The organism is Bradyrhizobium sp. IAR9 (assembly GCF_013408065.1).
Classification (GTDB): Bacteria; Pseudomonadota; Alphaproteobacteria; order Rhizobiales; family Xanthobacteraceae; genus Bradyrhizobium.
Genome location: NZ_JACBZW010000023.1, coordinates 89,769 through 103,883 on the forward strand (window position 1 = coordinate 89,769; position 14,115 = coordinate 103,883).

Annotated in this window: 15 protein-coding genes and 2 pseudogenes; 8 read left to right on the forward strand and 9 right to left on the reverse strand. The window is 65.2% G+C overall.

The features are described 5' to 3' along the window. Positions 1-47 precede the first annotated feature (47 nt). Both GGD67_RS37900 and GGD67_RS37905 read right to left on the reverse strand, forming a co-directional pair. The gene (locus GGD67_RS37900; RefSeq protein ID WP_092251729.1) at positions 48-1,145 is read right to left on the reverse strand and encodes a quinone-dependent dihydroorotate dehydrogenase; all 1,098 of its coding nucleotides are present in this window, start codon (positions 1,143-1,145) and stop codon (positions 48-50) included. Further along, entirely contained in the window at positions 1,142-1,486 is a 345-nt protein-coding gene (locus tag GGD67_RS37905) for a DUF952 domain-containing protein (protein ID WP_018320827.1), read from the reverse strand. The genes GGD67_RS37900 and GGD67_RS37905 overlap by 4 nt, the downstream gene beginning before the upstream one ends. Before the next feature lie 319 nt (positions 1,487-1,805). On the opposite strand from GGD67_RS37905, the gene GGD67_RS37910 reads away from it, so the two are divergent. Continuing rightward, positions 1,806-2,456, forward strand: a complete 651-nt coding sequence (locus tag GGD67_RS37910; protein WP_179740017.1) for a helix-turn-helix transcriptional regulator — start codon at positions 1,806-1,808, stop codon at positions 2,454-2,456. Positions 2,457-2,507: 51 nt separating this feature from the next. Here the strand turns inward: GGD67_RS37910 and GGD67_RS37915 are convergent, their stop codons facing one another. Beyond that, a complete protein-coding gene (locus GGD67_RS37915; RefSeq protein ID WP_179740019.1) occupies positions 2,508-2,999 on the reverse strand; it encodes a DUF3237 domain-containing protein in 492 nt (163 codons plus the stop codon). A 29-nt stretch (positions 3,000-3,028) separates the two neighbouring features. Beyond that, entirely contained in the window at positions 3,029-3,487 is a 459-nt protein-coding gene (locus GGD67_RS37920; protein WP_179740021.1) for an ester cyclase, read from the reverse strand. A gap of 99 nt (positions 3,488-3,586) precedes the next feature. On the opposite strand from GGD67_RS37920, the gene GGD67_RS37925 reads away from it, so the two are divergent. Together GGD67_RS37925 and GGD67_RS37930 are read left to right on the forward strand one after the other, a co-directional pair. After that, on the forward strand, positions 3,587-4,198 hold the full coding sequence (locus GGD67_RS37925) for a TetR/AcrR family transcriptional regulator (protein WP_179740023.1): 612 nt from the start codon (positions 3,587-3,589) through the stop codon (positions 4,196-4,198). 107 nt (positions 4,199-4,305) lie between these two features. Beyond that, the gene (locus tag GGD67_RS37930) at positions 4,306-5,058 is read left to right on the forward strand and encodes a carbonic anhydrase (protein WP_018320822.1); all 753 of its coding nucleotides are present in this window, start codon (positions 4,306-4,308) and stop codon (positions 5,056-5,058) included. Positions 5,059-5,169: 111 nt separating this feature from the next. Here GGD67_RS37930 and GGD67_RS37935 read toward each other — a convergent pair whose 3' ends face one another. The 5 genes from GGD67_RS37935 to GGD67_RS37955 all read right to left on the reverse strand — a co-directional run bounded on the left by GGD67_RS37935 (position 5,170) and on the right by GGD67_RS37955 (position 9,730). Continuing rightward, a complete protein-coding gene (locus GGD67_RS37935; protein ID WP_018320821.1) occupies positions 5,170-6,813 on the reverse strand; it encodes a lysine--tRNA ligase in 1,644 nt (547 codons plus the stop codon). A 183-nt stretch (positions 6,814-6,996) separates the two neighbouring features. Next, a complete protein-coding gene (locus GGD67_RS37940; RefSeq protein WP_179740040.1) occupies positions 6,997-7,932 on the reverse strand; it encodes a transporter substrate-binding domain-containing protein in 936 nt (311 codons plus the stop codon). 251 nt (positions 7,933-8,183) lie between these two features. Then, positions 8,184-8,774: an SCO family protein gene (locus GGD67_RS37945; protein ID WP_018320819.1), complete on the reverse strand. Its 591-nt coding sequence runs from the start codon at positions 8,772-8,774 to the stop codon at positions 8,184-8,186. A 24-nt stretch (positions 8,775-8,798) separates the two neighbouring features. Next, complete coding sequence (locus tag GGD67_RS37950) at positions 8,799-8,993, reverse strand: hypothetical protein (protein WP_179740025.1); 195 nt, start codon at positions 8,991-8,993, stop codon at positions 8,799-8,801. A gap of 266 nt (positions 8,994-9,259) precedes the next feature. Continuing rightward, a complete protein-coding gene (locus GGD67_RS37955; protein WP_018320817.1) occupies positions 9,260-9,730 on the reverse strand; it encodes a hypothetical protein in 471 nt (156 codons plus the stop codon). A 279-nt stretch (positions 9,731-10,009) separates the two neighbouring features. Here GGD67_RS37955 and GGD67_RS37960 point away from each other — a divergent pair, with 279 nt between their 5' ends. The 5 genes and pseudogenes from GGD67_RS37960 to GGD67_RS40225 form a co-directional block, all read left to right on the forward strand. Next, entirely contained in the window at positions 10,010-11,668 is a 1,659-nt protein-coding gene (locus GGD67_RS37960) for an FAD-binding dehydrogenase (RefSeq protein WP_179740028.1), read from the forward strand. Between the two features lie 3 nt (positions 11,669-11,671). Next, positions 11,672-12,589, forward strand: a complete 918-nt coding sequence (locus GGD67_RS37965; RefSeq protein WP_179740030.1) for a PHB depolymerase family esterase — start codon at positions 11,672-11,674, stop codon at positions 12,587-12,589. A 134-nt stretch (positions 12,590-12,723) separates the two neighbouring features. Then, complete coding sequence (locus GGD67_RS37970; RefSeq protein WP_018320814.1) at positions 12,724-13,074, forward strand: RidA family protein; 351 nt, start codon at positions 12,724-12,726, stop codon at positions 13,072-13,074. A 217-nt stretch (positions 13,075-13,291) separates the two neighbouring features. Then, positions 13,292-13,658: pseudogene (locus tag GGD67_RS37975) on the forward strand (nuclear transport factor 2 family protein). A gap of 78 nt (positions 13,659-13,736) precedes the next feature. Next, a pseudogene (locus GGD67_RS40225) lies at positions 13,737-14,115 on the forward strand (DNA ligase-associated DEXH box helicase); the annotation flags it as partial.

The window sequence follows — 14,115 nt, forward strand, 5'->3', positions numbered from 1 at the left end:
AAGAACCGTAGCCCGGACGATGACTACGTTCGGGGCACGAGACCGCCTTACATCCCCGGCCAATCTTCCGCTGTGAGCGTCGCGGCATCGGCGCCGACGATCTCGGACAGGGAATCCCGCCCGGTGCGGAGCAGCGTCGAGGTGAGGTCGCGCTTGATCTCGTCGACGAGGCCGAGGCCCTTGTAGATCAGCGACGAATAGAGCTGGATCAGGCTCGCGCCGGCGCGGATCTTGGTCAGCGCGGCACCGCCCGAATCCACGCCGCCGACGCCGATCAGCGGGAACGCTCCTTCGACGCGCACATAGGTCTCCGCGACCATGCGCGTCGACAGGCGGAACAGCGGCCGGCCGGACAGGCCGCCTTGCTCCTTGGCGCGCATCCCCTCCCGCAGCGTGCTCGGCCGCGCGATCGTCGTGTTCGACACGATCATGCCGTCGACCCGGCGCGAGCGCGCCACCTGCACGACGTCGTCGAGCTGGGCGAGGCTCAGATCCGGCGCGATCTTGAGCAGCACCGGCGTGTCGCCGGCCTTCTGACGCACACGCTCGCGCGCGTCGATCACCCTGGCGAGGAGATCGTCGAGCAGGGCGCCTTCCTGCAAATTGCGCAGGCCCGGCGTGTTCGGCGAGGAGACGTTGACGGTGAAATAGCTCGCGACCGGCGCAAAGGTCTCGATCAGCTTGACGTAATCGGCGACGCGGTCCGGCGAATCCTTGTTGGCGCCGACATTGACGCCGACGATGCCGCCATGCTGCGCGCGCGCGGCGAGCCGGCGCAAGGCGACGTCCGCGCCGTCATTGTTGAAACCCATGCGGTTGATGACGGCCTCATCGCGCTCCAAACGAAACAGCCGCGGCCGCGGATTGCCGCTCTGCGGCCTCGGCGTCACCGAGCCGATCTCGACGAAGCCGAAGCCGAGCCGCAGCAGCGCGTCGGGCACCTCGGCGCTCTTGTCGAAGCCCGCGGCCATGCCGATCGGATTGGGAAAGTTGAGCCCGAAGGCGCGCATCGCAAGCTTGGGATCGTCAGCGCGCGGCTTGACCGGCGGCAGGAAGCGCAATCCCTGGATCGCGAGGCGATGGGCGTCTTCCGGATCGAGCCAGCGCAGCACCGGCAGCGAAAAGGCGTCGAAAGCGCGGATCACGGCAGCAGCTCCGGAGTGTCGTGGCCGCCGTCCGAGCGGATGTTGAGGTTCATCACCGACAGCACCGCGCCGAGGTCGAGCTCGCCATAGAGATGTGGAAACAGCTCGTCATTGCGCGAGCGCTCCCAGCGCAATTCGCTGCCGAGCGCGTCGCCGTCGACCTCGACCAGGAACAGCGCGCGCTGTCCGACATAGTGCTTGCGCAAGGTCTCGGGAACCTGGGCAGCGGTCGAGAAATGGATGAAGCCGTCGCGCGCATCGTCCGCGCTGCCCCGGTAGACACCCTGCCGTTCCGCCTCACGCCAGGCCGAGGCCGGACAGATTTTGTAGATCTTGACCACCGCTTGCGCAGCCCTGTTTGTTCTTTGAGTCAGCTCTTTGAGTTTCTTGGGTTTTTTCGCCGCGTGCGGGTCCCCGAAACCCGGGCGCGACCGTAAAGGCCGCCCCTTCCGAACTCAAGGCTTAGAGCCTATTCCGCTCCGATGAAATCGGAACGGGTCTCTAAATTCCTGTTTTGGTGCGTTTTCTTGCGGCGTTTTCCTGGGGCCAGCCGGTATCCATTTCGCTTGAGGGCGGCTGCCCCGCCGCCTCTTGCGCGAAAAACGGAAAACCGGTTGATTTGAGGATAGTTTTCCTGAGTTGCGACGGGCTGGACCTTGCATGGTCAGGCAGGCCAAAGCGCAGAGGATACTGACGCACAACCAGATCTGGGTCGCCCTGGATCGGTTGGCGGCGCGCGCCGGTCTGTCGCCGTCCGGTCTTGCCAAGCGCGCCGGGCTCGATCCCACCACCTTCAACAGGTCCAAGCGCGTCACCTCCGACGGCCGCGAGCGCTGGCCCTCGACCGAATCGATCGCAAAGGCGCTGGCCGCGGCCGAGTCGTCGATCGAGAGCTTTGCGCGGCTGATCGACGATGACGCCGGCGACGGCCGCTCGGTACCGCTGCTCGGCTTCGCGCTGGCCGGCGCGAGCGGCGCTTTCGATGAGGCCGGCCTTCCATCCGGCAAGGGCTGGACCGAAATCGCGCTTCCCACCGAGGACAGCCACACCTTTGCGCTGGAGATTTCCGGCGATGCGCTGCTACCTGCCTATCGCGATGGCGACCTCATCCTGGTCTCACCCGGCGCGCCGATCCGCAAAGGCGATCGCGTGGTGGTGAAAACCAGGGCGGGCGAGGTGATGGTCGCGACGCTGGGGCGCCGCACCGCGAAGGCGCTGGAGCTTCAATCGCTCGATGCGTCGCAGGCCGGGCGCACCATGGCGGCGAGCGATGTGGCGTGGATGGCGCGCATCATGTGGGCGAGCCAGTGAAGGCGAGGGCACTGCTCACGTGCAACGTACTCAACGGATCCACGGAAGCTCTCACAGCACCTCGAAGACCTTGTAGGCGACGGCGCCCTCGACGAGATAACCCTTGCCGACACAGACGATGTCATTGACCCAGGCGTAGGTCTGCGAGCCGGTCTCGAACAGCGGATTGGTACGGAAGTAATATCCGGCGGGATCGACCTTGGTGCGTCGCGCGGGATCCGCCATCTCGGCGCGCAAAGACTGCGGCGTCACCCAGCGGCCGCCATAGGTCATGTAGATCAGCTCGCCATCATGCGTCCGCAGCGACAGGCGCACATCGAGCGTCATGGTGCCATCGGCGCGGAACAAGGCCCAGTCGCCGCCGCCCCGCAGCACCTCGCCGCGCAGGCGCGGGCCTTCGAACGAGCCCTTGGCCGCCCCGAATAGCACGCGCTGCCCGACCGGCCCGGCGCCGAAATTAAGGCGCGGATCGAGGTCGACAACGATGTCGAAGAGAAGTCTGGTCGCGAGGTCACCGACGGGCTTGATGCGGGGATCGGCCATGGTCTGACGCTCCTGTTGCGTGGATGGAGTTATGCCGCCTGCGTCGCTTCCCCGAACAGCTTGCGCCTGATCGCGTCGGTCGAGACGCCGGATTGGGCGCAGAGCTCGGAGAGATCGAAGACGAAGCGCTCATATGCGATCTTGTCGTCGCGAAAGGCGAAGGCGATGAACACCGGCAGCTCGGCGCGACGGCCGTTCGGCACGGCCCCGAAGCGATCCCCCGTCATCGTCATCCGCACGGTGCCCCAGCAGACCAGCGTGTCGGCGGAATTGGCGTGGCCGTCGAGGGTGACGTGATAGTCCGGGAATGACTTGAAGAAGCTTGTCAGGATGCGCTCGTTTTCGGCGAGACCCTGCGCCCTCGTGCCGAAGGCCGGCGTCTCCAGCACCATGTCGGGATGCAGAACCTCCAGCGCCGCAGCGACGTCCTGCCGGCTCTTCGCGATCGCCAGCCCTTCCGCCAGCTCGAACATGCGTTTGCCGTCCATGGCTACCTCGACAACTTTTACATTCTATACGTCTAATACATACATCATGTATGTTATATGTGGTTTGATACCGACGCGTCAAGCATTAGGTTGCGCGCGATGCGGGCGAAGGATCCTCCGAGAAGTCGTCGGGAAGAGTACAGCGAGGCCACCAGGCAGGCGCTGCTCGATGCCGGCCGCGAAGCGTTTGCAGCCCACGGATTTCAGGCCGCCGGCATGGAGGCGATCTCGCGGGCGGCGCGGGTCACGCGCGGCGCGTTCTACCATCACTTCGAGGACAAGAAGGCGCTGTTCGACGCCGTCGTCGTCGCCATGCAGCGCGAGGCGGCCGGCAGAATCGAGATCGCGGCGCGCAATGAGCGCAAGATCTGGGATCGTCTCAGCGCCGGCATCGACGCCTATCTCGACGCCTGCGAAGAGCCGGACTACGCGCGCATCGTCATCCAGGAAGCGCAGGCCGTGCTCGGCGAGCCGCGCTATCGCGAGATCGAGGAGACCTACCCGACCGCGCTCCTGATCGCGACGCTGCGGGCGCTGAAGCGCGATGGGGAGTTGCACGCGGACGATGTCGATCTGCTCAGCCGGATGATCGACGCCATGATCTGCAAGATCGGACTGCTGCTGCCCCACGCCGAGGATTCCAGGAAGCTGCGCAGAAACGGGCAGAAGATCGTCGCGGCCGTGCTGGAGACCTTTCGCCAGAAGGTCTGAATCCGCTTCCGGCTCGCGTCACTCTTGCATCGCCATTGCGACTCACCGCCGCTCTCGCATAGGTTGCGGCCGATATTGCCAGTCAAATTCATCTCTGGGGGAATACGATGAATCGCCGTCACGCATTGAAGGCTCTCGCGGGTCTTGCGCTTTGTCCGCTCTGCAAGCCGGCCTTCGCAGCCGAAGGCGCGCATTGGAGCTATGAGGGCGTCGGCGGACCGGCCAAATGGGGCGATCTCGATGCGGCCAACAAGGCCTGCGCGGTCGGCCTGCAGCAGTCGCCGATCGACATCGAGGGGACGATCAAGTCGCAACTGCCGGTTCTGAAGCTGAACTGGGGCAAGAGCGCCGACACGATCGTCAACAACGGACACACGATCCAGCTCAACTTCGCCGAGGGCAGCACGTTGATGCTCGGCGACGTCAAGTACAAGCTGCTTCAGGTGCACTTCCACCGGCCGAGCGAGCACATGATCGGCGGCAAGAATTTTCCGATGGAGGCGCATTTCGTCCATCGCAACGAAGCCGGCGGCCTCGCCGTGGTCGGCGTGCTGATGGCCGAGGGCAGGCCGAACCCGGCGTTCGGCAAGATCGTCAAGACCATGCCGGCGGCGGAAGGCCCGGCGGTGAAGGCGGATGCGAGCATCGATCCGCACGCCATGCTGCCGCAAAAGCTGAGCTACTTCCGCTATCCCGGCTCGCTGACGACCCCGCCCTGTTCGGAAGTGGTCGAATGGTTGCTGCTGACCACCCCGATTCAGGTGTCCGCCGCTGACGTCGCTGCGTTCGCAAAACTCTATCCGATGAACGCGCGCCCGGTGCAGAAGGACAACCGGCGCTACGTGCTGAAATCGATTTGAGCTGAAGCAAACGGTCCGTAGCCCGGATGGAGCGCAGCGTAATCCGGGACCAGGCGTGCAATTTGCGAGAACCCCGGATTGCGCTTCGCTCCATCCGGGCTACCTCTTGCCTCACGCGCTCCGCGCCAGCGCGCCGTCGATCATGTTGACCGCGTTCTGCACCCCGTACACCGCGACGAAGGAGCCGAAGCGCGGGCCCTTCTCCTGGCCGAGCAGGACCTGATAGAGCATGTTGAACCAGTCCAGCGTGACACCGGGACGGCCGTCCTTGCCCTTCTTGACCTGATCGAGGAACGGCTCGCGGCGGCCGATCTCGTAGACGACGTTCTGGATGTCCTCGGCCGATGCGTCCTGCGCAAGCTGTGACAGCGCATCGCGCAAATCCTGCAGCGCGCTGCGCTCGGTGTCCGAGGGCACGCGGAACTGCTTCGTCGGCGCGACGAAGTCGCGGTAGTAATTGATGGCGTAGCCGACCATCGCATCGAGCTTGGGATGCGTCTGCGGCGAGACGCCCGGACGATAACGGCCGATGAAACCCCACAGCGTCTCGGCATTCTCCGCGTTCGACGACGACACCAGCGTCAGCAGGAGCTGGAAGGTGACGGGCATGTCGCCCTGCGGCGGCTTGCCGTTGTGGATGTGCCAGACCGGATTGCCGAGCTGCTGCTTGCCATCCTGCCTGGCGAAGCCGTCGATGAACTGCTGATAATCGTCGACGTTGCGCGGGATGACGTCGAAATACAGCCGCTTGGCCGCCTTGGGCTCGCGATACATGAACAGCGACAGCGATTCCGGCGAGGCGTAGCGCAGCCACTCGTCGATGGTGAGGCCGTTGCCCTTCGACTTCGAGATCTTCTGGCCCTGCTCGTCGAGGAAGAGCTCGTAGTTGAAACCTTCGGGCGGCGTGCCGCCGAGCGCCCTGGCGATCGCGCCTGAGAGCTTCACCGAATCGATCAAATCCTTGCCGGCCATCTCGTAGTCGACGCCGAGCGCGACCCAGCGCATCGCCCAGTCGGCCTTCCACTGACACTTGACGTTGCCGCCGGTGACGGGCGTCTCCACTTCCTGATTCGTGTCGGGGTCGACATAGGTCACGGTGCCGGCGGCGACGTCGCGGCGGATCATCGGCACTTGCAGCACGACACCATTGGTCTTGCTGATCGGCAGGAACGGCGAATAGGTCGCGCGGCGATCGGGTCCCAGCGTCGGCAGGATGATCGCCATCACCTTGTCGTAGGCAGCCAACATCTTGAGCAGCGTCGCGTCGAAGCGGCCGGACGTATAATAGTCGGTCGAGCTCGCGAACTCGTAGTCGAAGCCGAAATGATCCAGAAACGCGCGCAGGCGCGCGTTGTTGTGCGCACCGAACGAGGGGTACTCGTTGGAGAACGGATCCGGCACCCGCGTCAGCGGCTTGCCGAGATGCGCGGCTAGCATCTCCTTGTTGGGGACGTTGTCCGGCACCTTGCGAAACCCGTCCATGTCGTCGGAGAACGCCAGGAGGCGCGTCTTGACCTTGTCCTCGGTCAGCACGCGGAAGGCATGGCGCACCATCGAGGTGCGCGCGACCTCGCCGAACGTGCCGATATGCGGCAGGCCTGACGGTCCGTAGCCGGTCTCGAACAGCACCTCGTCCTTCGGGCTTTTCTTCAGCCGCGCGACAATGGCCTTCGCCTGTTCGAACGGCCAGGCGTTGGATTGTTCGGCGAGCGCGCGCAAATCGCTCGGGCTCATGTTGGGATCGATAACGGACATCAAGGGGGCCTCCGGGCCGCGGAAAATAGCGATTTCCGGGCAGAATGCAAAAGTTGCGGAGCAACTATCGCGGGGATCGTAGGGTGGGCAAAGCGAAGCGTGCCCACCACCTCGAAGACGTGGGGCACGGCGCTGACGCGCCTTTGCCCACCCAACGGCAGTTTGCTCGTCGCGAGCGGAGGGCTAAAACGGGCTCACCGAGAAATACCGCAGCCACAGATCGGTGTAGCGGCCCTTTTCCCAGACGCGGAACAGGGCCCAGTTCAGGGCCTGGCGCAGCACGTCGTTGCCCTTGCGCACGGCGATGCCGATGCCTTCGCCAAAGAAACGGCTCTCGACGAAGGGACCGCCGGAGAAGGCGCAGCAATCGCCGGAATCGGTGCCGTTGATCCAGAACGCCAGCGAGATGGCGTCGCCGAAGATGAAATCGACCTCGCCCTTGCGAAGGGCGGCGCGCATCGCGTCGTCGTTGGGATACGGGTGCAGCTCGGCGTCGGTGAACATCGCCTTGAGATAGGCCTCGTGCGCGGAGCCGGCGATGACACCGACCTTCTTGCCCTCGAGATATTCGGGGCGGATCTCCGGCATCACCGCGTCCTTGCGCGAGGCGAAGCGCGCCGGCACGCGGTAATAGGGGTCGGTGAAGTCGACGCGGGCGCGCAGCTGCGGGCTGACCGCCATCGAGGCGATGATGGCATCGCCGCGGTTGGAGGAGAGCGCGTCGACCAGCGTCTCGAAGCGGCGCATCTGCACGGTGCAGGTGACCTTGATCTCCTCGCACAGCGCGCGGGCCAGATCGACGTTGAAGCCGGCCGGGTTGCCGTCGGCGCCGGTGAAATTGAACGGCGGATAGTCGGTCTCGGTCAGGAAGCGGATCACGGTCAGGCGCGACAGGTCCGGCCGCTCCGGTCGCCGCCGCGGGTCCCAGAACCCGGGCACGGCCTGCGGGGCGGCCTGGGGCGCGACCTGCGGCGTGGCCTGAGGCGCCGCCGGGGGCCGCTTGGCGGGCGCCTGGGCCTGGGCAGCAGAAAGACCCGTCAGCAGGCACGCCGCAGCGGCCAGCCCAGTCAGCAAGCCACGGGCAGATTTGGACGATTTCGCCTGTTGCGATGGAGCCATCGGCCGGAAATGAACGAATTTCATTGGGATCGGAGGGCGTTATAGACCATCCCGACGGGAACGCGAGCATGGAATGCAGCCAAGTCGAGGTGCGCTCCATCTCCCGCTTGCGGGGGAGGGCCGGGGTGGGGGTATCTCCGCGCGCGAGAGCCCCAATGTGGAGAGAGCCCCACCCGGCGCGCTGTGCGCGCCGACCTCCCCCCCAAGCGGGAGAGGTTGCACCGAGAATGCCGCTCGATCCTGCTCTCTTCTCAGAGATACTTCTTCAAATCCGCCGCCGCCTCGTCCGGCGTCCGCTTCAAATTGAACGGCGAGACGAAGCGGCCGTCGCGGTCCATCAGATAGATCAGCGCGGTGTGGTCCATGGTGTAGTCGCCGTCCTTGGTCGGGACCTTCTTGGCGTAGACCCGGTAGGAGGTGATGACCTTGGCGGTCTCGGCGGGATCGCCGGACAGGCCCTCGAGGTGCGGATCAAAGCTCGACAGATATTCCTTCATGGTCGCCGGGGTATCGCGCTCGGGATCGACCGAGATGAAGACGGCATTGACCTTGTCGGCATCCTTGCCCATCGCGCGCAGCACTTCCGAGATCTCGAACAGCGAGGTCGGGCAGACATCTGGGCAATGGGTGTAGCCGAAGAAGATCAGGGTCGGCTTGCCCTTCAGGCTCTTGTCGGTGACGGCCTTGCCGTTCTGGTCGGTCAGCTGGAACGGGCCGCCGATCGCGGCCGGCTGCGCCACCTTGCTGACCCCGCCCATGGCCCAGAACATGATCAGGAGGCCGACAACGAGGCTTGCGGCGAAGGCGGTCGCAATCACCAGCGGACGGGCGGCGGAACTCATGAGCGAAAAACTTCCTGTGGCGGATCAGAAGCAGGCGGCGAAACCGGTCCTGATCATTTCGAAGAACATCTGCGTGCCGTAGTGGAACCACAGCGCCAGCGCGCCGAGCACGAGCAATCCGCCGAGCCCCGCGCCCGCCAACAGCAGCACGAACGGCGTGCGGCCGGCAGTGGGCGAATTGTCCTGTAGCGGATGCGAGGGGTGCAGCAATTGAGCCATGACAACGATCGGGGCGAAGGTCGGGGTTCCCTGCCTTTCAAATAGGCGCTGGGGCGTGGCCGGGCAAGCGCGGCGGCCGGGAGGGGGATCACGGGGTGCGGAAGTACGTCCCATTCTCGTCATGCCCGGCTTGTCCCGCCTGCGCGGCCGAAGCCGCTTCGGCGCGGCGAAGGGCCGGGCATCCACGCGCTTTTCACCGAGCCCAAAAACGTCGATGGCCGGGACAAGCCCGGCCATGAGCAGTGCTAGGAGTGACGAGTGTGCGCCTACCGCGACGACGGCTTGTTGGCCGAGGCTTGCGCATCCAGGTAGCAGGGCTTGTACATGGCCTGGAGCTGCTTGCCCTTCAGGAACAGCATGTGCGGGGTGAGGCCGCCGCGCTGGGTGATCCAGCGTTTCACCTGCGACGGATACATCGCGTAGAGCATCTGGGTGGCTTCGGCGTTGGTGACGGCGCGGCCGTTGGTGCCGAAATCCCACGCGGCGTGGAAGCCGAGCGTCGCGTGCGAGGTCACGCAGATGCGGTCGTGCGGGATGGCACCGAGGACGATGGTGCAGGCCGAGGCGCAGAGGCCGTCGATGATGACGGTGTCACCTGACTGCCGCAGGTCCTGGTATTTGTCGACATAGGTTCCGATCCGGCCACCGCGGTCATCCGCGATCCGAACCACCGCGTGAGAAGCCCCCATGCAAGCGATCAGGAGAACCGCCGCAAGCAACCCCGTCAGAAACTTCATTGTCCCCCGCCCCAGTCGAATTCGAATCTGCGTGTTCGGTGGTGATGCGCGACTAGCGTCTGTCGTAACCGCGGTTTTGTCTAGGCAGGCCGGCTCGCTCAAAACAAATTCAAATCCAGTGTTGCGTCCGCGCTGCACCCGATGGGTCTCTATCCCAAAGTGGAACAAGTTAATGATGTCTTATGCGCCACACCCTTGATCTCAGTTACAACCGCTGGCTTCAATCCGGGCGACTACAGGGAGGAACCTGTGGCCGGGGAATCATGGAGGGGGAAACACATGGCTGAAGAGACTGACGTCATCGTTGTCGGCGCGGGCCTATCGGGACTGGTTGCCGCAACCGAGGTCGCGGATGCGGGCAAGCGCGTGATCGTGGTCGACCAGGAAGGCGAGCAGTCGATCGGCGGCCAGGCGTTCTGGTCGTTCGGCGGATTGTTCCTGGTCGATTCGCCGGAGCAGCGCCGGCTCGGCATCAAGGATTCCTTCGACCTGGCCATGCAGGACTGGATCGGGGCCGCCGGCTTCGACCGCGACGAGGACTTCTGGCCGCGGCAATGGGCCGAGGCCTATGTGGCATTCGCCGCCGGCGAGAAGCGCGCCTGGCTGCGGGCGATGGGCCATCGCATCTTCCCGGTGGTCGGCTGGGCCGAACGCGGCGGCTATGACGCGATGGGCCACGGCAATTCGGTGCCGCGCTTTCACGTCACCTGGGGCACCGGGCCCGGGCTCGTCGAGCCGTTCGAGCGCCGTGCGCGCGAGGCGATGAAAAGCGGCCGGCTGAGCTTCAGGTTCCGCCACCGCGTCGATGCGCTCTCAATCACCAACGGCACGGTGGATGGCGTCAGCGGCGCCGTCCTCGCCCCCGACACGATCGAGCGCGGCAAGAGCTCCTCGCGCAACGTCGTCGGCGAGTTTGCGCTGAGGGCGCAGGCCGTGATCGTGGCGTCCGGCGGCATCGGCGGCAATCACGAGCTGGTGCGGCAGAACTGGCCGAAGCGGCTCGGTGATCCCCCGAAGTTCATGATCTCCGGCGTGCCCGAACATGTCGACGGCCGCATGATCGGTATCACCGAGAAATCAGGCGCGCGGCTGATCAATCGCGACCGCATGTGGCATTATGTCGAGGGCATCCAGAACTGGAATCCTATTTGGCCGCGCCATGGCATCCGCATCCTGCCCGGCCCGTCCTCGATGTGGTTTGACGCCACAGGTACGCGGCTGCCGGCGCCACTGTTCCCGGGCTCCGACACGCTCGGCCAGCTCAAATACATCATGTCGACCGGCTATGATTATTCCTGGTTCATCCTGACCCAGAGCATCATCAAGAAGGAGTTTGCGCTGTCGGGCTCGGAGCAGAATCCCGACCTCACCGGCAAGAGCTGGCGCATGACCTTGCGCCGCGCCACCAACAAGGGCGCCCCCGCGCCGGTCGAAGCATTCAAAAGCCATGGTGTCGACTTCATCGTGCGCGACAAGATCGAGGACCTTGTTGCGGAGATGAACAGGCTTGCCGGCAGCGACCTTCTCAAGCTCGAGCACATCAGGATGCAGATCGAGGCGCGCGACCGCGAGATCGCCAACGCTTACGTCAAGGACGCGCAGGTGATGAACATCCACAATGCGCGCCGCTATATCGGCGACAGGCTGATCCGCACCGCCTCCCCGCACAGGATCCTGGATCCCGCGCAAGGGCCGCTGATCGCGGTCAAGCTCAACATCCTCACCCGCAAGACGCTGGGCGGCTTCGAGACCGATCTCGACTCGCGTGTGTTCGGCGGCGAGGGCGCCGTCATTCCCGGCCTCTATGCGGTCGGCGAGGCCGCCGGCTTCGGCGGCGGCGGCGTGCATGGTTATCGCTCGCTGGAAGGCACCTTCCTCGGCGGCTGCCTGTTCTCGGGCCGCAATGCCGGCCGGGCCGCGGCGAAAGCGGTGGGGTAGGTCATGCGGCGGATGCTGCGCATCGGCGCGCTGGTCGCGGCATTGGCCGCCGCGTCAGTCGCATCCGCCGAGACGGTCGACGTCAACGGCGTGAAGCGGTCCTACACCGCGCAGCTTCCCGCGAAGAAGCCGGCACCGCTCGTGATCGTGCTGCACGGCAAGACCCAGCGCGGCGCCGACATGATCTCGCGGACGGCCTGGCCGCAGGTCGCAAAGCGCGAGGGCCTGGCCGTGGTCTTTCCGGACGGGCTCAACAATGCCTGGGCGGACGCGCGAACCAAGGCGGGGCCTGCGCTGCGCGGACCGCCCGCGGGCACCGACGACGTCGCCTTCCTCGCAAAGCTCGTCGAGAAGCTGGTGGCCGACGGCACGGCCGATGCAAAGCGCGTCTTCGTCGCGGGCGTCTCCAATGGCGGCGCCATGGCGATGACCATGGTCTGCGCCCGCGCCGATCTGTTTGCGGCCGGTGCGAGCGTGATCATGAATCTCACCGACGAGGCCGCCGTCACCTGCCATCCGTCAAGGTCTCTGCCGATGCTGCTCATGAACGGAACAGCCGACCAGCTGGTCCCGTATGAGGGCGGTCGCGGATCGAGCTATTTTGCCGCGGACGGGTTCTGGTCGACCGAGGAGACGCTGGCGTTCTGGCGCAAGCTCAATGGTTGTGAGACCGACGATGCCAGCGTGACCGACTTGCCCGACAAGGCGCCTGCAGACCAATCGACAGTGACCCGGATCTCATCGCGCTGCCCGAGGGGACACGACGTCGTGCTCTATCGGATCAACCATGGCGGCCACCGCATGCCTGGATTTTCTCCGGATGCCCGCTTCCCGAGGGTCGCAGCCGGCCTGCTCGGGCCGCAGAACGGCGACATCGATGGCGCCGAGACGATCTGGGCTTTTTTCAGTCAGTTTCTATGAGGCGCACATGCTCGGCGTTGACGGCATGCGTGCCCGGCAACGCATGCGCCGCAGGCAACGCATGCGTGCCCGGGGTGGCACGGCGCGAGGTGCTGGGCTAGACAGGGCCGCCATTCCAGTGAGGAGATCCGTAAATGAGCATTCAGCGTTTCGAAACCGGCCCGCGCATGAGCCAGGTCGTCGTGCATGGCAACACCGTCTATCTCGCCGGCGTCGTCGCCAACAAGGCCGCCGGCGAAAGCGTGACGAAGCAGACCCAGGACATCCTGGCGACCATCGACGGCCATCTCGCCAAGGCCGGCACCGACAAGTCGAAGCTGCTCTCGGCCACGATCTACATCACCGACATGAAGACGTTCGGCGAGATGAACGCAGTTTGGGACGCCTGGGTCTCGGCCGGCAATACCCCCGCCCGCGCCACCGTCGAAGCCAAGCTGGCGGCGCCGCAATACACCGTCGAGATCATGGTCACGGCCGCGAAGTAATCTTCACGATCAATTCGCGTGCGAATGGAGCGCGATGACAACATCATCGCGCTCCATTTTTTTTCGCGCGACTCAGTTCTTTTTGCGCATGATCTGGCCGGAAAACCGCTCTACACTTTTCCGGATCATGCGCATGACCTACGAGGTAATCGATCGGCGCGCGCGATCCTTCGATAGTCAGGGACAGCCAACCACGGCGTCATCGAAGGAGAGCACCATGACCGATCCCATCACCATCGCCCGCCGCTACATCGAGCTCTGGAACGAGCGCGCCGCCGGCGGGCGCCGCGGAGCTGTTCAGCGAAAACTGGACGAGCGATGCGAGCTATGTCGATCCCCTGATGAAGGGCGACGGCCGCGACGGCATCGAGGCGCTGATCGCAGGCGTGCAGCAGCGCTTTCCCGATTTCAGGTTCAAGCTGATCGGCGAACCCAACGGCTACGGCGATCACATCCGCTTTTCATGGGGACTTGGTCCCGATGGCACCGACAGCCCGATCAAGGGCACGGATTTCGTCGTGCTGAAGGACGGCCGCATCAGAAGCGTGACCGGATTTCTGGATCAGGTGCCGGCCGGGGCGTGAGAGCGCTGGCCCTCCTCGTGCAGGCGGGGAGGGCGGCACCCCTCGACGAAGTGATCTTCACGGCTTACCTGTCATGCCGTGCCGCCCCGTATCCTCCAAACATCGGCCGAGCCGGCCACGCTGCTGCCGAGCCGCTTCCAGCAATGGTTCGCGGCCCGCGGCTGGTCGCCGCGCGCGCATCAATTGGCGCTGCTGGAGAAGGCGCGCGAGGACGCTAGTGCGCTGCTGATCGCACCGACCGGCGCCGGCAAGACGCTGGCGGGATTCCTGCCGACGCTGGTGGAGCTTTCTTCTCCCTCCCCCCTTGTGGGGGAGGGGCGGGGAGGGGGGTGGCCACACGCACCGCTCGTGGGGCTGGGGCCCCCCCCCCCCACAAACCCGGGGCGCCCAACCCACCACCCCGGGGGGGAAAAAAAAAAAAAAAACAAACACCCACCACCCCCCCCCCCCCCCCCCG

Bases quoted from the DNA above. Each gene is read 5' to 3' on its own strand.
- GGD67_RS37910 (WP_179740017.1), top strand. From the start codon at position 1,806: ATGGTCAGGCAGGCCAAAGCGCAGAGGATACTGACGCACAACCAGATC.
- GGD67_RS37915 (WP_179740019.1), bottom strand. From the start codon at position 2,999: ATGGCCGATCCCCGCATCAAGCCCGTCGGTGACCTCGCGACCAGACTT.
- GGD67_RS37920 (WP_179740021.1), bottom strand. From the start codon at position 3,487: ATGGACGGCAAACGCATGTTCGAGCTGGCGGAAGGGCTGGCGATCGCG.
- GGD67_RS37925 (WP_179740023.1), top strand. From the start codon at position 3,587: ATGCGGGCGAAGGATCCTCCGAGAAGTCGTCGGGAAGAGTACAGCGAG.
- GGD67_RS37930 (WP_018320822.1), top strand. From the start codon at position 4,306: ATGAATCGCCGTCACGCATTGAAGGCTCTCGCGGGTCTTGCGCTTTGT.
- GGD67_RS37935 (WP_018320821.1), bottom strand. From the start codon at position 6,813: ATGTCCGTTATCGATCCCAACATGAGCCCGAGCGATTTGCGCGCGCTC.
- GGD67_RS37940 (WP_179740040.1), bottom strand. From the start codon at position 7,932: ATGGCTCCATCGCAACAGGCGAAATCGTCCAAATCTGCCCGTGGCTTG.
- GGD67_RS37945 (WP_018320819.1), bottom strand. From the start codon at position 8,774: ATGAGTTCCGCCGCCCGTCCGCTGGTGATTGCGACCGCCTTCGCCGCA.
- GGD67_RS37950 (WP_179740025.1), bottom strand. From the start codon at position 8,993: ATGGCTCAATTGCTGCACCCCTCGCATCCGCTACAGGACAATTCGCCC.
- GGD67_RS37955 (WP_018320817.1), bottom strand. From the start codon at position 9,730: ATGAAGTTTCTGACGGGGTTGCTTGCGGCGGTTCTCCTGATCGCTTGC.
- GGD67_RS37960 (WP_179740028.1), top strand. From the start codon at position 10,010: ATGGCTGAAGAGACTGACGTCATCGTTGTCGGCGCGGGCCTATCGGGA.
- GGD67_RS37965 (WP_179740030.1), top strand. From the start codon at position 11,672: ATGCGGCGGATGCTGCGCATCGGCGCGCTGGTCGCGGCATTGGCCGCC.
- GGD67_RS37970 (WP_018320814.1), top strand. From the start codon at position 12,724: ATGAGCATTCAGCGTTTCGAAACCGGCCCGCGCATGAGCCAGGTCGTC.